This is a genomic window from Collimonas sp. (assembly GCF_039923675.1).
Classification (GTDB): Bacteria; Pseudomonadota; Gammaproteobacteria; order Burkholderiales; family Burkholderiaceae_D; genus Collimonas.
The window spans coordinates 196489-215765 of sequence record NZ_JBDTCG010000017.1; the positions used below are offsets into that span (position 1 = coordinate 196489).

The following is a 19277-nucleotide window of genomic DNA, read 5'->3' on the forward strand; positions in this document are numbered from 1 at the left end:
GCAACTCTATTGCTGTAACAGCTTAGAATTCCACCATGGTGAAATCCTCTTTCTTGACGCCGCACTCAGGACAGGTCCAGGTGTCGGGAATATCGTCCCAGCGGGTGCCCGGCGCCAGGCCTTCGCTAGGCGCGCCGTCCTTTTCCGAGTAGATCCAGCCACATACCAGGCACATCAGTGTCTTGAATTCGGTTTCTGTTTCAGTCATTGCTAGGTTCCAGACTAGTTTGGGTCGGTTGGGAGCCGCTGATGAAGCGGGTGATCAGTTCCTTGACCGGGTTGGAAGACAGTATCCGGCTGTGGCCAAGGCCGGAGGTCTGTTCCAGGCGCACGTTTTTCAGGCTGCGCATCAGCCTTTGCGCCTCGCTAAGCGGCACCACCGGATCATGCTCGTCGTGCACCACCAGCACCGGCACATCCATGGCCGCGCCAAGCACGCTGATATCCCAGTGGCTGACCGGGACGCCGTTCTGCACGTGCAGGCGGTCGTAGATCTTGCCGATCACGGCCGGCGGCAGCTGCTGGTGCCGGTTGCTCGACCAGCGCTCCAGCACGGTGGAAAGAGATACCGGGGCAGCTATCAGCACCAGGCGCTTGACGGCTTCTGCGTGCCGTGCGTCGGCATGGGCGATCGCTGCCACGGAGGCAATCGAACCGAGCGAATGGCCGACGATGACCTGCACATTGTCCAGCGACTTGATGGCGGCGCCGACCGCTTTGACAAAACGCGTCATGGTGGTCTTGTTGCCGGCCGACTCGCCGTGCGCCGGCGCATCGAACGACGCCACCTGGAAACCGAGCGCCAGCAGCGGCTTGACGAAGCCGATCATGCTGCTGCTGTCCGAACCCCAGCCGTGCACCAGCAGCACGGTAGGGCCGTGATTTTTCCAGAGATAGCCGTGGCGCACGTCTTCGTTGCCGGCAATGTCGAAGGTTTGTGCACCGAGCGGCGTGCGGAACAAGGTGCGGCCGCCTTTCGAGCGCGAGCGGCCGAAGGCATCCGCTGCAATGCGTCCGGCCAGGCCAGGCACCAGCATGCCGCCCAGCTGGTAGCCGGCTTTTGCCAGGCCGGCGCCGATGCTGAGGGCCGGCGTGGCCGCCGGCTGTTGCGACAGCGGCGGCGAGGATGAAGTGATGTTGGTCATAGCGTCAGGTCCTGTGGTTGGCCCGGCACGGGTTGATGGTGGATCAGGTATTGGCGACCGAATTGGCGCTGCCGTTAACCACGGCACGCTGTTTCGCCGAATCCTTGTAATAGCCGGAATCGAGATCGTAGAAATGGCAGTTCCTGATGACCCACAGCAGGTCTCCGAAGCTGAAATCTTTTTCCCTGATCATCCCCGGATAAGCCTGCTTCAGCGCGATCTGCGCTTTCTGCAGGTTATAGAACGGCACCACCGGCGCCACATGGTGGGCGGTATGGATAGAGATGTTGTGGGTCAGGAAAAGCAGCCATTTCGGATAGCGGTAGTCGGTGGTCACCAGCATGCGGCTGGCGTTCGGCGTCCAGTGTTCCGAGGTCAGGAACGGGATGTCGGCCGAAGTGTGGTGCATCAGCGTGGTGACGCTGAACCAGGTATGGATGGCAATCCATGGCGCAAAGAATAGCAGGAAGAAGCCGGCGATGCCGGTAAAGTAGATCAGCGCCGAAAAATAGACTATCGAAGCCAGAACCACGAAGGCGATCGAACGCTTGACGTCGGTGCGCATATCCTTCTTGGGGAAAAATCCTGGCCGGAAGCCCGACACGATCCAGTAATTGATGGTGCCGGCCCAGAACAGCCAGGTCCTGGTGCCCATGTAGACGAAGCGTTGCGCGAACGTCATGCGCTTGTACATGTCGCGCGGAATCGGCCGCCAGTCGGTATCGAGCTCAAGGTTGTTGGTGTGGAAGTGATGCAGGTTATGCACGTGCTTCCATGAATAGAACGGATACAGCAGCGGCAGCAGCGACAGGTGGCCGATGACGATGTTGAGCTTCTTGTTGCGCGAGAACGAGTTGTGCCCGCAGTCGTGTGCGATGCAATGCAAGCCCCAGCCGCCCAGCCCGGCGACGATGAACAGGGGGATGTAGAAGCCCCAGTGCGGCGCATAGGCGACGCCGACGATGGCGCCGATATACAGCGCATAGCTGATGAAGAAGCCTGCCAGGCCGCGCCATGCCTGCGGTTCGAAATACGATTTGGGAATCGCTTCAGCCAGACGAGCGCCTTCCAGCGTCTTGCTCTTGTCCAGGAACGCCTCGAACTCGGGTCCCGGCGATGAAGGATAACTATTTGCGGACGGCATTGATTTCTCCCAGATTATGCAATTGCGTTGAGCCCGAGTTCCGCGGCCAGGTGAGCGCTCAGCTCGTCGATGCTTGGGTGTTCGAACAGCAGCGCCGGCGACAGGCGCTGCTCGACCAGTTTTTCCAGGTCGCCGGAAACCCGCACCGCGACGATCGAATCGAGGCCGTACAGCTCGAACTTCTTGGCAGTGTCGATGGCGCTCGGGTCGACCTTGACTTGCTTGGCGAGCCGCTTGACCAGCCACTGGCGAATCACTTCTTCGCTTAACGGGACATTGCTTTCAACTTCCTCTCCGCCTTTGCGGAAGAAGCCGAACAGGCCGCCCGATTTGTTTTCTTGATACATGGTTTCTCCTGGGATGAATGTGAACTAGGTGTGTGCTTGAATCTTGTGAGGCTCAGCGGGCGCGCATCTTGGCGACTGCCTTTTCGTCGGGCGAGCGCAGGTTCCAGACCACGCCGATCTTGCCGAAGCCGGCCAGTAGCCAGCCGCTCAGGTCCGGCTCCCACCACTTCACGCCGTGGCGGTATGAACCTGGGAACGCATGGTGGTTGTTCTGCAAGCCTTCACCAAAAGTGAGGATGGCGACGGTCCAGTTGTTGGCGCTGTTGTCGTCTGTCTTGAACGGCTTGCCACCGATCATGTGACACACCGAGCCGACGCACCAGGCTGCCTGGTTGGCCAGGAAAATCCGCGCCAGCCCGCCGAACAGGAAACCGCTGAAAGCCGCATCCCACGTACCGCCGACCGCGCCACCGATGACAGCCGGCAAGACCAGGCCGAGCACGATCCACAGGCCGTAGGTGCGGTGGTAAAAGAACAGCTTGCGATTGGCGAGGATGTCCGGCGCAAAGAAATTCCAGCCCGACACGTCCTTGGCCAGCATCCACGGCATATGCGCATACCAGATGCCGCGCAGTCGCCCCAGCAGTCCCGGACCGTGCAGGTTGGGCGAATGCGGATCGCCGTGCTGGTCGCTGTAGGTGTGATGACGGCGATGGGTGGTGACCCAGAACATGATCGGCCCTTGCGCCGCCATCGAACCGCAGATCAGCAGCAAGCCCTCGAAGAAAGACGAAGTATTGAATGTCTTGTGCGCCAGGTAGCGATGGAAGCCCATCGTGATGCCCCCCATGTGGAGGAAATAGAAGACGCCGAACAGCACCACATCGGTGGTCGACATGCGCCCTTCCAGCGCGCGCTGCAGCGCCACCGCGAAGCCGGCCAGCGGCACCAGCATGACCAGCAGCGCGGTGACCTGCTTGATGGTCGCGCCGGTGCCGGTCAGCGGTGCGACGCCCGGCCTCAGTGCAGGACCGGCGGCGTTCTCCGGTGTGGGAGGTAAGACATTGGTTTGCGTAGTCATGGCGTTTTCCCGACGTTAATCGTTGTTGAAAAGTTTCTGGTCCAGCGGATCGGCGCTCTGGCGTTGGCGGATATCCCAGGCCAGGCCGACCAGTCCTAACAACCGGATCACCCAAGCTGTGGTGTCGATCTGCCAGAAATGGAAATCGTTGTGCGCCAGCGCCGGATTGGCGTGATGGTTGTTGTGCCAGCCGCCGCCGGCCGACACCAGCGCCAGCCAGCCGATGTTGCCGCTGGTGTCGCGGGTCTGGTTAGGCCGCTTGCCGAAGGTATGGCCGATTGAATTGACCGCCCAGGTCACCTGGTCGAGCAGGAAGATCCTGGCCAGGCCGCCCCACAGCAGGCCGCCGATCGCGCCTTCGATGCCGCTCAGCGCGGCGCCGATAGCGGCCGGCAGCGCCAGCCCGAGGAATACCCAGATCAGGTAATGCTGGTTGACGAACAGCACCAGCTTGCTACCGAACAGGTCCGGCACATAGCTGCTCCAGTTGCTGCGCTTGACCGTAAACAGCCAACCGACATGGCCATGCCATAAAGCCTTGATGCGGCCGCGCAGGCCGGGCGAGAGCACCCGCGGCGAATGCGGGTCGCCGTCCTGATCGGTGAAGACGTGGTGCATGCGGTGCGTCGCCGCCCAGAACAGGATGGGCCCTTGCGCCGCCATGCAACCGAGGATGCCGATGACGGCAGTCACCACCGGCCCGGCCTTGAACGCGCGATGCGAAAAGAAGCGGTGCAATCCCCCCTCGACGCCGAACGAAGTCAGGAGGTACATGACGCCGAGCAGAATCATGTCTTGCTGCCTGAAGCCGAACTGGATCGAATACCAGAGCGCGGCGACGAAACCGATGGCGGGCGTCAGCACCGTCACATAAGCCAGCCTGCGCGCCTTGGTGTCGCCGTCCCTGAGCGCTTGTACTTTCTCGCCGGGCGCTGCAGCCGCAGGAATTTTGGTATTGGTCACTGCTTACCCCTGTTGGAAAAGTGTGGTGGTATCGGCTTCCGCCACAGTTGCGGATGGCGTCGAACGGGCCTTGACGCAGGCTAGCGAACCGGCGTTGAAGGCGTCGCGGCAGGCGCTGCGCCGCACTTTGCCGCTAGTGGTCAAGGGAATCGTCGATACCGGCGCCAGGTGCACGGTATGCGGCGCCACGCCATGGCTGCGGGTGATGGCGGCAGCTATCGCGTCTTCGACGTTTTCCAGGTCTTCACCGTTCAGCTTGGCTGAGCGCAGGATCTCGGCCACCACCACCAGCTGTTCCGTGTCATCCCGTGTCACCGAGAATGCGGCGACGCCGTTGGTGCGGATCGCCGGGTGGCTGGCCTGGGCCGCAGCTTCGATATCTTGCGGATAGAGATTGCGGCCGGCGAAAATGATGACGTCCTTGATACGGCCGGTGATATACAGTTCTTCATCAAGCATGAAACCGAGGTCGCCGGTGCGCAGGTAGGGGCCGTCCTTAGGATCGCCTGCAATATAGGCATTGAATACTTCGGCGCTGGTCTCTGCCTGGTTGAGATAGCCTTGCGCCACGCTGGCGCCCTTGAACCATAGTTCGCCGACTGCGCCGGCGGGCAGCTGCTGCAGGGTGTCGGGATCGACGATGGCCATCACGTGGCCGCTCGCCACCGTGCCGCAGCTGATGATTGCGGTGGCGGGCGCATCCGCAACCGCCGGCCGGGCCTGGCCGCGGGCCAGCGCTTCATGGTCCAGCAGCAGCGTCCCGGGTGTGGCGTCGCGATCCGATTTGCCGGAAATGAACAGGGTGGCTTCGGCCAGGCCGTAGCATGGAACAAAAGCCGCGCTGGAGAATCCGGCCGCTCTGAATTTTTCCGAAAAGCGGTCAAGCGTGGCTTGCCGCACCGGCTCGGCGCCGCAAAACAGCATCGTCAGCCTGCTCAGGTCGAGTTCGGCGATCTCTTCTTCGGTAATGGTGTCGACGCACAGGTCGAGCGCGAAATTCGGCGCCACCGAGGTCGTGACCTGGTGCGTAGACAAGCCTTTCAGCCAGCGCAGCGGGCGCTGTACAAAGTGGGCGGGCGTCATGACCACCAGCGTGAATCCGCTATACACTGACAGCAGCAGCGCTCCCATCAGGCCCATGTCGTGGTAGGGCGGCAGCCAGGTGAAGCCGATATGTTTTTCTGCCGATCCCAGCCGGGTGTCAAGCACGCGGCTATTGCTGATCAGGTTGGCGGCGGAAAGCACCACACCCTTGGGATTGCCGGTCGAGCCGGATGTGTATTGCAGCAGCGCCGGAAACTGCGCGCCGCTGCCAGCATCATCGTTGGCATCCACAGGTATTGGCTGCGTGTCCAGTGCTTCGAAAAAATCGCTGCCGACAAACAGCCATTCAGGAAAATTGCCGTCGGCGGAGAGTGAGGCATTGAGACGCTCCACAGCTGCGTGCAGGCTGCCTTCGGCGATCACCAGCTGCGCATTGCAATCGTTGCAGATGCTGGCGAAGCGCGAGACAGCGCGGCTGCCGACCGGGGGAAACGACGGTACAGCCGTTGCGCCAGCCTTGAAAATGGCGAACAGCGCCGTGACGTAATTCAGGCCTGGCTCCAGCACCAGCAGCACCCGGGCTCCCGGCGCCAGTTGCTGTTTGAGCTGTTGCGCCAGACGGGCGGCGCGCAAGTCGAGTTGGCGATAGGTCAATTCGGCGATATCGTCTTCGCCGTTTTTGAGGAAACGCAACGCCACCTCGTCCGGCGTTGCCGCGGCGCGCCGGCGCAGGATGGCGTCCATGTCGATATCTTGCGCGGCCTGTTGCGAGACCAACACTGCCGCTTCGCTGATGCTCAAGCTGGATGTCATTCGATACTCCGTTGTTTTATTGCCAGGAAAACCGCGCCGCCGTGTCAATCTACGAGACGACTATATGGATTACCTTGCACCGTGTCTGTTGCGGCGGTGGCCAATTTGATTGCTGCGCGAGACAACTTGCTGCAACGCGTCATTGCGCGCATATCTATCTGCGCTTTATGCATATGGCGCGGAGCCGGACCATGCGCTCCTTGCCATATTGACCGGGACTACCGAACTAACTGTCGGCAACCATGCAGACCTGGCGCTGCCGCGGTTTGCTAGATGACCTCGACGCCAGCCTCGCCCACCCAGTTTTCAGAGGACGCGCTGTTGCGAAAATCAAGTTCAACGATGCCTCGTTCCCGCACGCCGGATTCCTGCAATCTCAGTTCGGTCAGCATGCGACGCGCAGCCGCAGCAGCCTGGTCGACAGCGAGATGGACGATGGGAGCGCTCTGTTTCCAGTTCTGCTGCAGGTGTTCGGTGACGTCCTTGTCTTCAAGCACGGTCTTGACCACCTCTTGCAGGATCATCTGCGTCAGCGGCTGGTTGTCGAGTGCAAAATCGCGATGCATGCCGACCCAGATATGGCTGCTGTTGTCCGTTTCCGGCGTAAATATCGAGGTGGTAAACAGACGCAGCGCGGCGCCGTCTGTTTCGCCGGGAGCGCGTGCAGTGGTTTCCACGCGGGTATTCCCGACCGGCCAGAAAATCACTTCCTGGATGCGGTCGATGAAGTCGAGCCCCATCATTTTCTTGAGCAGCGGCGAATTTTTTTCCTTGCGCAGCACCCGGCGCACACGCACTTCGCGCTTGTTCACTGTGATATCGGGTGGTGTTTCGGCTACCGCTATCGAACTGATTGTTTCCGTATGCACGTAATTGATATGGGTCAGGTCGAGCAGGTTGTCGATCGCCAGCCGGTAATCGGTCAGCACGTGGGTGTAGCACATTTCGCCGGCGAACTGCGCCGAACTGCATACCGAGTGATCGGGAATCAGCGCCTCGTCGCAGAGCGCGGGATCACCCATCCACAACCACACGAAGCCATATTTTTCGGCGACCGGATAGGTCTTGACGCAGGCACGCCGGGGAATCAGCTGCTGGCTGGGGATGTGGATGCATTTGCCTTTGGCGTCGAACTGCAAGCCGTGATACCAGCAGACCAGCGTGTCGCCCTGAAGATGGCCTTTCGACAACGGCACCTGGCGGTGCGGGCAGCGGTCTTCGAGTACTACCAGCGTGCCGTCCGAGCTGCGGTACATGACGATGTTTTCGTTCAAGATCTTGCGTGCGAACAATTCCGTTCTGATTTCAGACGATAGTGCGGCGACGTACCAGGAATTTCGAATCAGCATAGGGCACTTCCCAAGTTTTTTTGTGGTGCGGCGGCTGCGAAATCAAGTGCGCAAGCGTATCGACCCGGGCTGTACGGCAAATGCAGTACAACCACCGGGTGCAATGACGACAGGCGGGTTTCGCAACAGCCCCGGAGTTGCGTTGTAAACGCGGGGCTTTGATTGAGAGGACTTGCCGTGGCTTTATTTACCCCATTCCCGTACGTAGACGGGAAGTTCGGCGTTCAATTCCAGTTTTACTTTTTTCGTAATGTCGTCGCTCAGGACTTCTTCGCGGCCAAGTTCAATCGCTTCCAGCGCTTGCCGGACAACCTCTTCCGGTTTGGTTTTCGGACCATCGACATGCTTGGCCATGTCTGTGTCGATATAGGCTGCATGCACGCCGACCACCAGGGTGCGATTGCCGCGCAACTCGTTGCGCAGGCCGTTGGTCAGCGCCCATGCGGCGGCCTTCGACGCACAATAGGATCCGATCGGCGGCAGATTGAGCCAGCTCAGGACCGACAGCACATTGACCATGGCGCCGCCGCCGTTCTCGTGCAGGATCGGCGCAAATGCCTGGGCCATGGCCAGGGTGCCGAAGAAATTGGTTTCCAGCTGCCGGCGGCTGGCTGCGGCGCCGTTCTCGCCGAGGAAGGCGCCAGGCGCCAGGATTCCAGCATTATTGATGAGTATATTGGTGTCCGAGGCGAGTTTCGCCGCAGCCAGTACGTCTGCCGGATTGGTGATGTCGAGCTTGACCGTCTGCACGCCGGGTAATGAGATCGTTGCCGGATCGCGCGCGCCTGCATACACCTTCTTGGCGCCGGCGGCCAGCAAGCCATGCACAAACGCCAGGCCGAGGCCGCGATTGGCGCCGGTGACAAAAACGACAGAACCTTTGATATCCAATTCATTACTCCTTTGTGTAGCCACTGACTGGCGAGGTTATACGGTCAATGAAGCCTTCGGAATGACTATAGGTACTAAGGCGGTCCATGTATGTTGCGCCAGTGGCCAATTTTATTGCTCGCCGGGACAATCGATACCCTGCAAGACCTAGACAACGCGATTGTCTCGGCGAGCAATAAAATTGGCCCCCGGCGCAACATACACCGCTGCTCTTAGTACCTATAGTTTCCTGCCGGTTTGGCATCAACGGAAAATTCAACGGACCATGACATGAGCACAGGATTGAAGATCGACGAACTGGAACGCGCGGCGCTCAGCGGCAAGATCGGCCGCCGCGATTTTCTCGCGCGCTTGCTTGCGCTCGGCGTCAGCGCAAGTTCGGCAAGTTTACTGGCGATGCATGCCGAGGCCGCCAACCGCAACCAGGCCATCCGGCGCGCTGCGCTGCGCGACGAGTATGACTATATTATCGTCGGCGCCGGTTCCTCGGGGTGCATACTGGCTAGCCGTATTTCGGCCAGCGGCGCCTCGGTGCTGCTGGTCGAGGCAGGCGGCGCCGACCTCAGCCAGCCGAAGATTGCCCAGGCCCAGCTGTGGCAGCAGAACCTGTTCAGCGATACCGACTGGGGACGCACCAGCATTCCGGCGCCGCGCCTGGGCAATCGTCCGCAGGCGGCGTCGGGAGGGAAAATCTGGGGCGGATCGGGTAGCATCAACGCCATGATCTGGCTGCGCGGCGATGCACGCGATTACCTGCACTGGGAAGAACAAGTCGGCCCGGAGTGGAATCTAGCGGCGCTGCACCGCGCCTACCTGCGGCTGGCGACGCCGCAGGTAGGCGCACGCCCATTACGCTCGCCGGCCGGCACCGGTCCGATCACCTTCGGCCGCTATGCGCCGCAACATCCGCTGACGCCGGCTTACCTGGCCGCCGGACGTGAATTCGGCCTGGGCGAGATCGAACTGAATGCGGGTGGTTTACTGGACGGCATCGGCGTCGCGGAAGTGAACGCGACCGCAGACGGCCGCCGCTCGGGGCCGGCGCAAGCCTACCTGGTGCCGGCGCTGACCCGTCCTAACCTGACGGTGCTGTCGGACACGCTGGTGACTAAACTTGAGCTGGAAGGAAACAGATGCCGCGGCATCAACACCATCGTTGACGGCGTACCGAAGAAAATCACCGCCGCGCGAGAAACCATTCTCTGCGCAGGCGCTTTCGAATCACCAAAATTGCTGATGCTGTCGGGAATCGGCTGCGCCGACCAGCTTGCGCCGCTTGGCATCCCGCTGCTGCATGAGATGCCCGATGTCGGGAGAAATCTACAAGACCACATCCTGCTGCTGAATATCCTGTTCAAGTCGCAGGCCCTCTTGCCGCCGCCTGTCTCGAATGGCGCTTCCGCGTTCGCCTACTTTAGCAACCGATCGCGCCAGTGGGCGCCGGATGTCCAGGTAATGTGCCTGCAGAGCCCGTTTCTGACCAGTACTTTGCCGGTCGGTGCGGGTTTCAGCATTGCCCCTTTCCTTGTCAAGCCGCGCAGCCGCGGCACTGCCAAACTGGTCAGCGCGGATCCGCGCAAGCCATTGCGCATCGATCCTCGCTACCTGCAGGAACGGACCGACCAGGACAACATGATCCTAGGCCTGGACCGTGCCATCGACATCGGCAACAGTCGCGCCCTCAAGCCGTTCTCGGCGGGACTGAACTCGCCGTCCCTCCTGAATACACGGAGCGAGAAACTGGCGTTCATCGCGCAAAACGGCGGCGCCGGTTTCCACTATGTCAGCACCTGTGCTGCCGGCAGCAGCCCCGGCAACAGTGTGGTGGACGCGCGTTTCCGGGTGTGGGGCGTCGACCACCTGATGGTCGTCGACGCTTCGGTAATCCCGGAGGTGACCGCGGTCAACACACACGCACCGACCATGATGCTGGCCGAGCTCGCCGCGGAGCAGCTGGGCATGGTGCCGCAGATTTAAGGGTTGTTACGCGTACCGGAAAGTAAGGGAGAAGACGGGATCCATTCGGGTTTTCGACGTGGCAAACGGGCTTGCCGCGACGATGGCGCCTGCAGACAACGCGCTCAGTCATGCCCTCATCATGAGCTGCCTGCTTCAAGCCGGGGGGCGCGGCGTTGCGCCCGAACCGCTAACAGCGTGACGCCGATCCACGCGATCAATGTGCACCACAGAAAATTGTAATTTCGCGTCACGTCAAAAATCAAGCCAAGCAGAGGCGGCGACAGCACGATGCCTATCTGATTGACGGTCATGGCTGCGCCCAGGGCCAGGCCGACGCTTTCCTTGGGCGCTGATTCTGCAATATAGGTGACCCAGGGGCCATACCAGCCGATCCCGAAGAAACCGAGCCAGGCGACAATGCCGATCAGCCAGAATTTTTCCATGCCGGCAGGCAGATACATCAATGCGAACAAACCCAGCATGGCAGCCGCCATGCACACATATACCGGGAAAAACCGCTTTCCAGACTTGCTGCAATGGTCGCTCCACATCGATAGGATAATGCGGCCGACGCCACCGCACACTTGAATCAGCAACAACAGCCAGGCCCCTTGGGACAAAGGCGTGCCGTGCCTGTCGCGCAAAAAGAGCATCAGATAGACGACGACGCCAAACTGCGTGCCGACCATCGCCAGGCCCGACCAGATGACCAGTTGCATCCAGCGTTGACGCAACATGGCGATCAGATAACGCACCGTCAACACTGGCCGCTTGCCTTCGCCATCCGGTAGATCGGGGGAGCGGTAAACCAGCCAGAACAGCAGCCCTCCCGCCAATACGACTGCCACGCTGAATGTCAATGCGGTACGCCAGCTGCCGCTGCCGACAAGCAGCGGCAGGATCCCTGCGGCAGCGGCGCCGCCCAGCGGCAGGCCTGCCTGGCGGATGCCCATGGCGATTCCAAGCTGATCGCTGCGAAACCATTTTGATATCGAGCGGCTGCCACCGGGCTGCACCGTGCTATAGCCTATGCCGATCACGAACAAGGCCGCTAACAGAACGGCAAACGAAGGCGCCAGGATGGCGCCGGCCAGGCCGAGCGCAATGATGAGCGTGCCGGCGCCGATGATGGTCCGCTCCGACCTGCGATCAAGCAAGTCGCCGACAAACAGCAGCGTCAGGATCGGCGCCACCCCCGAAGCCGTAAACAACAAGCCGACTTCAGTAGTCGAAAGTTGGAGATCTTTTTGCAGGAAGCCCGCCAGCACGGCGAGGCCCTGCGTGACAAATGCCGCGCTGGCTTGCGATATGGTGGCCACCGCCAGCACCAGCCAGCGGTATGAGCTCAATCGGGAATCACTGGAATGTGCAAGCATGAGCAATAATGTGAAGAATATCGTTACGGCGAGAAGAACGTTATAAATTAAGTTATTCTTTTCAGCCAATACCTTATTTCCCCTGATTAATACTTTTTTGGTTGTGCCCTTATGCTTGATCTGCGTCGATTGAAATATTTTGTTGTCACTGCGGATGAGTTGCATTTTGGACGCGCGGCCGAGAAACTGCATATTGCGCAACCTCCCTTGACCCGGCAGATCACCGCGCTGGAGCGAGATCTCGGTATCCGGCTTTTCGATCGGACCAGCCGGGCCGTGACGCTCACTGCGGAAGGAAGTCTGTTTCTGCATCAGGCAAGAAAAGTATTGGCGCAAGTCGAGCATGCCGAAAGAGTGGCGCAGCGCGCCCGGTCGGGAGCAATGGGGAATCTCGATATCGGCTACGCCAGCTCGATTCCGCTGTCGGATATGTTTAGCGGCCTGGTTCAGCAATATGCGCAAAGCCGCCCGAACGTCACCCTGGGGTTCAGCGAAATGTCATCCAGCCGGCAAATCGATGCCCTGCTCGATGGCAGCCTGGATGTCGGCTTCATCCGCCCCACCGGCAACATCCTTCCCTCTGGAATTCAAGCCCTGCGGTTAAACGTGGAGCCGTTCATCGCGGTTCTAAATGCTGACCATCCCCTTGCATCGAGCGAATTCATCGACGTTCGGCAGTTGGCGTCAGAACCGTTCATCCTGTTTCCGCCGGGGTTTGGTTCCGGGCTGTATGATCAACTATTGCAAATCTGCGCGGATGCCAATTTCATCCCTGCCGTCGGCGCGGTTGCGCAGCAAATGACAACCATCATCGCTCTGGTTGCCGCCGGCCAGGGCGTATCTATCGTCCCCGCTTCAGTCCGGGCCATCATGCGCAGCGGCATCCGCTACATCCCGCTTGCGGGCGTCAGGCAACAGGCGGAAGTGGCGCTTATCTACCGCAATACGGAGCAATCCGGCGCGGTCCGGTCTTTCATAGAATTCGCAGGCGATGCAGCCGCGCATTTTGAATCCACCCAACGCACTCCATGAGTGCCCTATCGAGCAGAAAGAAAACACCCCAATGAACGCACTAGAAGCCCAGCTCAGCTATGCCTACGGCGACACGCTGCCAGCCAGCGGCGCCACCCTGGAAGTTGCCCCCGGCGTGCGCTGGCTGCGCATGAGCTTGCCGTTCGCGTTGGATCACATCAACCTGTGGCTGCTGGAAGACAGCATCGACACTGAAGACGGTGTCCGCCATGGCTGGACCATCATCGATTGCGGGATTTCCAGCGACGTCACACGCGCCGCCTGGGAACAGATTTTTACCAATGAAATGCGCGGCCTGCCGGTGCTGCGGGTGCTGGTGACCCATTGCCACCCGGATCACGTCGGCCTGGCCGACTGGCTGTGCACGCGCTGGCAAGCGCCGCTGTGGATGAGCGGCGGCGAGTATTTTTCCGCGCGCATCATGGCGGCCGCCCTGCCCGGCGCCGACGGCAGCGCGGCCTTGCCGCATTTCCAGCAACACGGCATGCGCGATCCCGAGGTCGTCGCCAAAGTATCCCAGCGCAAGTCCTATTACCCGTCGATGGTGCCGTCGGTGCCGCAGGCCTATCACCGGCTGGCGGACCGGCAAAGCCTGCGCATCGGCGAGCATCAATGGCGCGTGATCACCGGCTTCGGCCACGCGCCGGAGCATGTGGCGCTGTATTGCGACGATCTCGAACTGCTGATTTCCGGCGATATGGTGTTGCCACGGATTTCCACCAATGTCTCGGTATTTGCGATTGAACCGGAATCCAATCCGGTCCAGCAGTATATGGATTCGCTGGAAAAATACCGCGACCTGCCGACCGACACGCTGGTGCTACCCTCGCACGGTAAACCGTTCCGCGGTTTGCAGATTCGCATCGACCAGTTGCAACAACATCATAGGGAAAGGCTAGCAGAGGTAGTGAGTGCTTGCACAACCGCGCCGCAATCGGCCAGCGATATCGTCCCCATCATGTTTCGTCGCCCGCTCGATGCGCATCAGATGACCTTCGCCTTGGGCGAAGCGTTGGCGCATTTGCACAAACTGTGGTTTGACGGCGTGCTGAAGCGACGGCTGGATGCAGATCAGGTTTACCGCTTTAGCGTTATTTAAAATGACCTCAAATAACTCCTTGCACGTCATTCCCGCGAACGCGGGAATCCATTTTAATCCGCAAATTTGGATCCCCGCGTTCGCGGGGATGACGCGATTTGTGGAAGAGCCTTAAACAATTAGTTACTGCTGGATCGCCGCCACGATCATCGCCACCGCCAGCATCAGGCTGCCGGCGACCCGGTCAGTGATCCGCGCAAAGCTTGGACGGGTGGCGATGGTTTGCATTCTGCCCGCCAGCACCGCGTAGCCGAGCAGGATGAAGAATTCCGGAATCATCGAGCCGGCCGCCAGCCAGATCATTTGCAGCGGCACGTTCGCAGCCGGATTCAGGAATTGCGGCAAGATCGCGATGAAAAAAATCAAGGCCTTCGGATTGGCGAGTTGCAGGGTCAGGCCGCTCAGCCAGATTTTCCAGCCGGATGCATTCTGTCCATTTAATTTGGACGCCGTAATCGGCGAAGGCCGGCCGAAAATTGCCGACAAGCCGAGATACGCCAGATAGGCTACGCCCAGCCATTTCACCACCGTGAACAAGGTGTGCGAAGCGACAATCAACGCTCCCAGTCCGGTCGCCGAAATGGTGAAATAAATGGCGTTGGCGGTGAGTATTCCCAGCGTCGCAAAAATCGATTTTTTCCGGCCCGCCGTGATGCCATAGGCGACCACCAGCATGACTGCAGGCCCTGGCGAGGCCGATAAAGCCAGTTCAGTCAGCACGAACAGGAAGAAATTGTGGAATTCCATGGATCAATCCGTTTTGCGCGCCTTGTGCGGCGCTTTTGAGAAGACCAGATCATATAGCCAGTTTGGCAATACCCGCAACAGCTTGGCGACCACGCCCATTTGCCACGGGATCACCTGGTAACTGCTGCCACGCGCAACCGCGGCGCCGGTTTTGGCGGCAAAGCGAGATGCAGGCATCAAAAACGGCATCTTGTAATCGTTCACCTGGGTCATCGGCGTATCGATATAACCGGGTACGATGGTGACCACTTTGATACCGCTGTCTCGCAACTCCACTCGCAGCGACTCGCAATAACTGATCACAGCAGCCTTCGAGCCGCTGTAAGCGCCGGCGCCCGGCAAGCCGCGAATCCCCGCCACGCTGCCGACGCCGACCAGCCGCAAATCGCGCCGACCGGCCTGGGCCTGGCGCTTCATGGTGGCGATGAATGGTGCAAAAGTCGCTACCGTGGCTAGCACGTTGGTAGCGAATACCTGGTTGAATACTTCCTGGTCCTCGGCATGCTCGGTCAGCGTGCCTTGCGAAATGCCGGCGCTGGCGATCACCACGTCGACGCCATCACCCGCCGCGATGAAATCCGCCGCCGCCGCGCTCAACGCGGCATGATCGTTGACATCCAGCGCATACAAACGATGCCGTTCCGGATGCGGCAGGCTGGCCAGCAGTTGCTCCAGCACCGGCTGCCGCCTGGCCACCAGCCCCAGTGCGGCGCCCTGCTCCGCATAATATTGCGCCAGGGCGGCGCCGATGCCGCTCGAGGCGCCGGTGATGAATATGCGTTTCATGAAAATGACCAATCTTGGCGTTATTTAATCAAACCTCGATAAAAAAGCCCGCCCTCTTGCGAGAGGCGGACTTTTGAACATGTGCTGCCAAACCTGCTGCTGGCGGGCCTTAACGGCCATTCAGCTTACTTCTTGGTTGCCGCGGCCTTGGTCACCAGGCTGTCCATCACCTGCAGTGTCGACTTGAACAAGGCTGCCTCGGTAGTGCCGGCGCCAGGCGTTGCGCCGACGACAGACGGCGAGGTGACGTAGCGGCCGTCAACCACCAGCATCGGCACGCCGTCGACCTTGTAGGCGTTCTGCAGCTGGGTGGCGCGGGTCACCTTGGTTTGCACCGCGAAGGAATTGTAGACATCCACGAATTTGGCTTTGTCGAGACCTTGCTTGGCGGCGAAATCGGCGACGGCGGCATCGGTATTCAGATTTTGGCGCTGTACATGGATGGCGTTGAAGACCTTCTTGTGCATGTCAGGCAGCTTGCCCATCGCTTCCAGCGTGTAGTACAGCTTTTTCTGGGTCACGTAAGGCGATTTCTTCGGATCGCCATTCGGATCGCCAAAATCGACCGGCACCCGTTTGAAGGAAATCTTGTCGCCCTGTTTGGCGACCCACTCTTCCAGCGTCGGTTCCAGCGCGTTGCAATGCGGACAGAAGTAACCGAAGAACTCCGTCACTTCGACTTTTTTCCCCAGGCCGCTATCAGTCGGCTGCGGATTGTCGAGAACTTTGTAGTCGGTGCCGGCAACCGGGCTGGCCGGCGATGCGCTCGCGCTGACGGCAAGCAGGCCGAGACTCAGGCTAAAACCGGCTACAGCCAGGGCTTTTTGAAAAAAACGCATGAAGTATCCTATCGAAATGAAATTGTTTGATTTTTTTACCCGCGCAGCGGCGACATGCTGACAGGGATCTCTTATTTCGCAGCCCGCACCACAGCCGCATTAACGCCGTTATCTGACAACTTTCCGCGAATCCGGTTCATTGTTTCCATCTGATTAAACGGGCCGACACGCACTCGGTACAGCGAGCCGGTATCCGCCTGGCGTTCACTGATCTTGGCTTCGAAACCCATCAAGGCCAGCTTGGCCTTGGCGCTTTCGGCTTCATTCTGTTCGCGGAAGGCGCCGACTTGCAGGAAATAGATCCAGTTGTCGTCCGCCGCCGCGGCCTTGGTCTTGGCTTCGGCAATGTCGCCGGCGGCCTTCTTGGTCTTGTCCGCAGTCGATTTATCGACCACCGGCGCCGGCTTTTCCTGGGCCTTGGCTACCAGTGCATCCAGCTTTTTCTCGGCCGCCTGGTTGATGGCTGCCGGCGAACCATCTGTCGGAGGGATGGCAGGATTCGCTGGATTGGCCGGCGCAAATGCCTTGGCGGCTTCCTTGGCCGCGTCCTTGTTACCGTACAGGGATTTGTTCGGATCGGGCAGCTGGTCCGTGCCCGCAGCCGGAGCGGCCGGCGTGGCAGGAGCCGTAATGGCGTCTGCAGGCTTGTCGGCCTTCACCGTCTTGTTGGTGAATGGCGTAGGCGTCTTGGTGATCATGATCGCCACCACGACGGCAATCGCCAATCCGATAATCAGGCCGAAAATCAGGCCCAGTAAAGTACCGCCAGCTTGCTTGTAGTTAAGCTTGGTGTGAAGCTTGTTGTTAAGTTTGCTCATACTTCCCCAATGACATACTGGTTACAGACACTTCCTTCAGGCAACCGTGCTACCGGCGCGGACGCCGGATCAGACACATTGCCATGCGGAACTCATCTATTGTAGATTCAAATCACATCCGTGCGGGCGCCGACACGCCGATCAGCGCCAGGCCGTTACGCAACACCTGGCGGGTTGCGTACATCAGCGCCAGGCGCGCCAGCTTGAGCGCTTCATCGTCGACCAAAACCCGCTCCGCATTGTAGTAGCTATGCAGCTCGCCCGCCAAATCGCGCAGATAAAACGCCACCTGGTGCGGCCCGAGTTCTTCCAGCGCATGTTGCAGCATGTCTGGATATTCCGCCAGCTTGGCCAGCAGGCTGGCTTCGCGCGGCGCGGTCAGCGGGCTGAGATCGATCGTGGCCAGGCTGGCTTCATCGCCGGTCCATTGCGCCAGCACCGAGCAGATACGGGCATGGGCGTACTGTACGTAATAGACCGGATTTTCGTCGGATTTGGCCAGCGCCAGGTCGACATCGAACACGAATTCGGTATCGGCCTTGCGTGAGATCAGGAAAAACCGCACGGCGTCGCGGCCGCGGGTCAGGTCGCGCGGCGCGCCATCTGCGGGAGTTTCTTCACCGGCCGACCATTCGATCAGGTCGCGCACCGTCACGTAGGAACCGGCGCGCTTGGAAATCTTCACTTCCTCGCCGTTCTTCATCACGGTGACCATCTTGTGCAGGATGTAATCCGGGTAGCCCTGCGGGATGCCCATGCTGACCGCCTGCAGACCGGCCCGCACCCGCGCGATCGTGCCGTGGTGGTCGCTGCCCTGGATGTTGATGACCTTGCCGAAGCCGCGCTGCCATTTGACGATGTGATAGGCGACGTCCGGCACGAAGTAGGTATATGTACCGTCGGTCTTGCGCATCACGCGGTCTTTGTCGTCGCCGTAGTCGGTGGTGCGCAGCCACAAGGCACCATCCAGTTCATAGGTGACGCCCGCAGCGATCAGCGCGTCGACCGCGGCGTTGACCTTGCCATCCTTGTACAGCGAGGATTCCAGGTAGTAGTTGTCGAACTTGACGCCGAAGGCCAGCAAGTCCAAATCCTGCTCGCGGCGCAGGTACGCTACTGCAAACTTGCGGATCGATTCGATATCGTTGATGTCGCCGCTGGCGGTGGCTGGTTCGCCGTCGCTGGCTGCCACCGTCTTGCGCGCCAGGAAATCCCGGGCGATATCGTCGATGTAGTCGCCGTTGTAAGCACTTTCCGGCCATTCTGCGTCGCCCGGCTTGAAGCCGTTGGCGCGCGCCTGGACCGAGGTCGCCAAAGTAGCGATCTGAACACCGGCGTCGTTATAGTAAAACTCGCGGGTGACATCGAAACCTTGCACTTCAAACAATGCCGACAAGGCATCGCCCAGCGCGCCTTGACGGCCATGGCCGACGTGCAACGGACCGGTCGGATTGGCCGAGACGAACTCGACCAGCACCTTTTTACCGGCGCCGAGCTGGCTCTTGCCGAATTCAGCCGCTTGTTCCAGCACAGTCTTGACCACCTGTTGCTTGGCCGTTGCCGTCAGACGCAAATTGATGAAGCCTGGACCGGCAATCTCGGCCGCCTCGATCAGGTTGCCGCCCGCAGCGCCAGCCATGACTGCCGCCACCACGGCTTGCGCCAGTTCACGCGGATTCTTTTTCAGCGGCTTCGCCAGTTGCATGGCGATATTGCAAGCGACATCGCCGTGCGAAGCATCGCGCGGACGCTCCAGCGTCACCGTCGGCGTCAGGCCGGTACCGGCGACAATAGGCTGCAATGCAGCGTTGAAAAGGTCGATGATCTGTTGTTTTTGCGGTGCAAGCATAGGATTGAGTATCAGTAGAACAAGAATGCGGCGCGGAAATACAGTGCGCCGCACA

At 60.1% G+C, this 19277-nt stretch carries 18 protein-coding genes; 3 read left to right on the forward strand and 15 right to left on the reverse strand.

What is annotated here, in order from left to right; genetic code table 11:
* Nucleotides 1-22 precede the first annotated feature (22 nt).
* The 9 genes from ABI171_RS04680 to ABI171_RS04720 form a co-directional block, all read right to left on the reverse strand.
* Nucleotides 23-208 (reverse strand): rubredoxin, encoded by a 186-nt coding sequence (locus ABI171_RS04680; RefSeq protein ID WP_120233877.1) that lies wholly within the window; start codon nucleotides 206-208, stop codon nucleotides 23-25.
* Entirely contained in the window at nucleotides 201-1145 is a 945-nt protein-coding gene (locus ABI171_RS04685) for an alpha/beta hydrolase (RefSeq protein WP_348091441.1), read from the reverse strand. The genes ABI171_RS04680 and ABI171_RS04685 overlap by 8 nt, the downstream gene beginning before the upstream one ends.
* 43 nt (nucleotides 1146-1188) lie before the next feature.
* Complete coding sequence (locus tag ABI171_RS04690) at nucleotides 1189-2289, reverse strand: fatty acid desaturase (RefSeq protein ID WP_348091442.1); 1101 nt, start codon at nucleotides 2287-2289, stop codon at nucleotides 1189-1191.
* Between the two features lie 14 nt (nucleotides 2290-2303).
* Entirely contained in the window at nucleotides 2304-2636 is a 333-nt protein-coding gene (locus ABI171_RS04695) for an acyl carrier protein (protein ID WP_348091443.1), read from the reverse strand.
* 52 nt (nucleotides 2637-2688) lie between these two features.
* On the reverse strand, nucleotides 2689-3657 hold the full coding sequence (locus ABI171_RS04700; protein WP_348091444.1) for an acyl-CoA desaturase: 969 nt from the start codon (nucleotides 3655-3657) through the stop codon (nucleotides 2689-2691).
* A gap of 15 nt (nucleotides 3658-3672) precedes the next feature.
* Nucleotides 3673-4620 carry an acyl-CoA desaturase gene (locus tag ABI171_RS04705; protein ID WP_348091445.1) on the reverse strand — a complete coding sequence of 316 codons (948 nt, stop codon included), beginning with the start codon at nucleotides 4618-4620 and terminating at the stop codon, nucleotides 3673-3675.
* A 3-nt stretch (nucleotides 4621-4623) separates the two neighbouring features.
* The gene (locus ABI171_RS04710) at nucleotides 4624-6477 is read right to left on the reverse strand and encodes a fatty acyl-AMP ligase (protein WP_348091446.1); all 1854 of its coding nucleotides are present in this window, start codon (nucleotides 6475-6477) and stop codon (nucleotides 4624-4626) included.
* Between the two features lie 269 nt (nucleotides 6478-6746).
* On the reverse strand, nucleotides 6747-7826 hold the full coding sequence (locus tag ABI171_RS04715; RefSeq protein ID WP_348091447.1) for an aromatic ring-hydroxylating dioxygenase subunit alpha: 1080 nt from the start codon (nucleotides 7824-7826) through the stop codon (nucleotides 6747-6749).
* Nucleotides 7827-8009: 183 nt separating this feature from the next.
* A complete protein-coding gene (locus ABI171_RS04720; protein ID WP_348091448.1) occupies nucleotides 8010-8717 on the reverse strand; it encodes an SDR family oxidoreductase in 708 nt (235 codons plus the stop codon).
* 270 nt (nucleotides 8718-8987) lie between these two features.
* Between ABI171_RS04720 and ABI171_RS04725 the strand changes: the two genes are divergently transcribed.
* Nucleotides 8988-10694, forward strand: a complete 1707-nt coding sequence (locus tag ABI171_RS04725) for a GMC family oxidoreductase N-terminal domain-containing protein (protein ID WP_348091449.1) — start codon at nucleotides 8988-8990, stop codon at nucleotides 10692-10694.
* 119 nt (nucleotides 10695-10813) lie between these two features.
* Here the strand turns inward: ABI171_RS04725 and ABI171_RS04730 are convergent, their stop codons facing one another.
* Nucleotides 10814-12025, reverse strand: a complete 1212-nt coding sequence (locus ABI171_RS04730; protein ID WP_348091450.1) for an MFS transporter — start codon at nucleotides 12023-12025, stop codon at nucleotides 10814-10816.
* A 138-nt stretch (nucleotides 12026-12163) separates the two neighbouring features.
* Here ABI171_RS04730 and ABI171_RS04735 point away from each other — a divergent pair, with 138 nt between their 5' ends.
* Together ABI171_RS04735 and ABI171_RS04740 are read left to right on the forward strand one after the other, a co-directional pair.
* The gene (locus ABI171_RS04735) at nucleotides 12164-13084 is read left to right on the forward strand and encodes a LysR family transcriptional regulator (protein ID WP_348091451.1); all 921 of its coding nucleotides are present in this window, start codon (nucleotides 12164-12166) and stop codon (nucleotides 13082-13084) included.
* A 31-nt stretch (nucleotides 13085-13115) separates the two neighbouring features.
* Entirely contained in the window at nucleotides 13116-14183 is a 1068-nt protein-coding gene (locus ABI171_RS04740) for an MBL fold metallo-hydrolase (protein WP_348091452.1), read from the forward strand.
* A gap of 123 nt (nucleotides 14184-14306) precedes the next feature.
* On the opposite strand, the gene ABI171_RS04745 is transcribed toward ABI171_RS04740, so the two are convergent.
* The 5 genes from ABI171_RS04745 to argS form a co-directional block, all read right to left on the reverse strand.
* Nucleotides 14307-14930, reverse strand: a complete 624-nt coding sequence (locus ABI171_RS04745; RefSeq protein ID WP_348091453.1) for a LysE family translocator — start codon at nucleotides 14928-14930, stop codon at nucleotides 14307-14309.
* 3 nt (nucleotides 14931-14933) lie between these two features.
* The gene (locus ABI171_RS04750) at nucleotides 14934-15716 is read right to left on the reverse strand and encodes an SDR family oxidoreductase (RefSeq protein ID WP_348091454.1); all 783 of its coding nucleotides are present in this window, start codon (nucleotides 15714-15716) and stop codon (nucleotides 14934-14936) included.
* A gap of 125 nt (nucleotides 15717-15841) precedes the next feature.
* Nucleotides 15842-16555, reverse strand: a complete 714-nt coding sequence (locus ABI171_RS04755) for a thiol:disulfide interchange protein DsbA/DsbL (protein WP_348091455.1) — start codon at nucleotides 16553-16555, stop codon at nucleotides 15842-15844.
* A 71-nt stretch (nucleotides 16556-16626) separates the two neighbouring features.
* Nucleotides 16627-17373: an SPOR domain-containing protein gene (locus ABI171_RS04760; RefSeq protein WP_348091456.1), complete on the reverse strand. Its 747-nt coding sequence runs from the start codon at nucleotides 17371-17373 to the stop codon at nucleotides 16627-16629.
* Nucleotides 17374-17485: 112 nt separating this feature from the next.
* Complete coding sequence (argS, locus tag ABI171_RS04765) at nucleotides 17486-19222, reverse strand: arginine--tRNA ligase (RefSeq protein ID WP_348091457.1); 1737 nt, start codon at nucleotides 19220-19222, stop codon at nucleotides 17486-17488.
* Nucleotides 19223-19277: the final 55 nt, after the last annotated feature.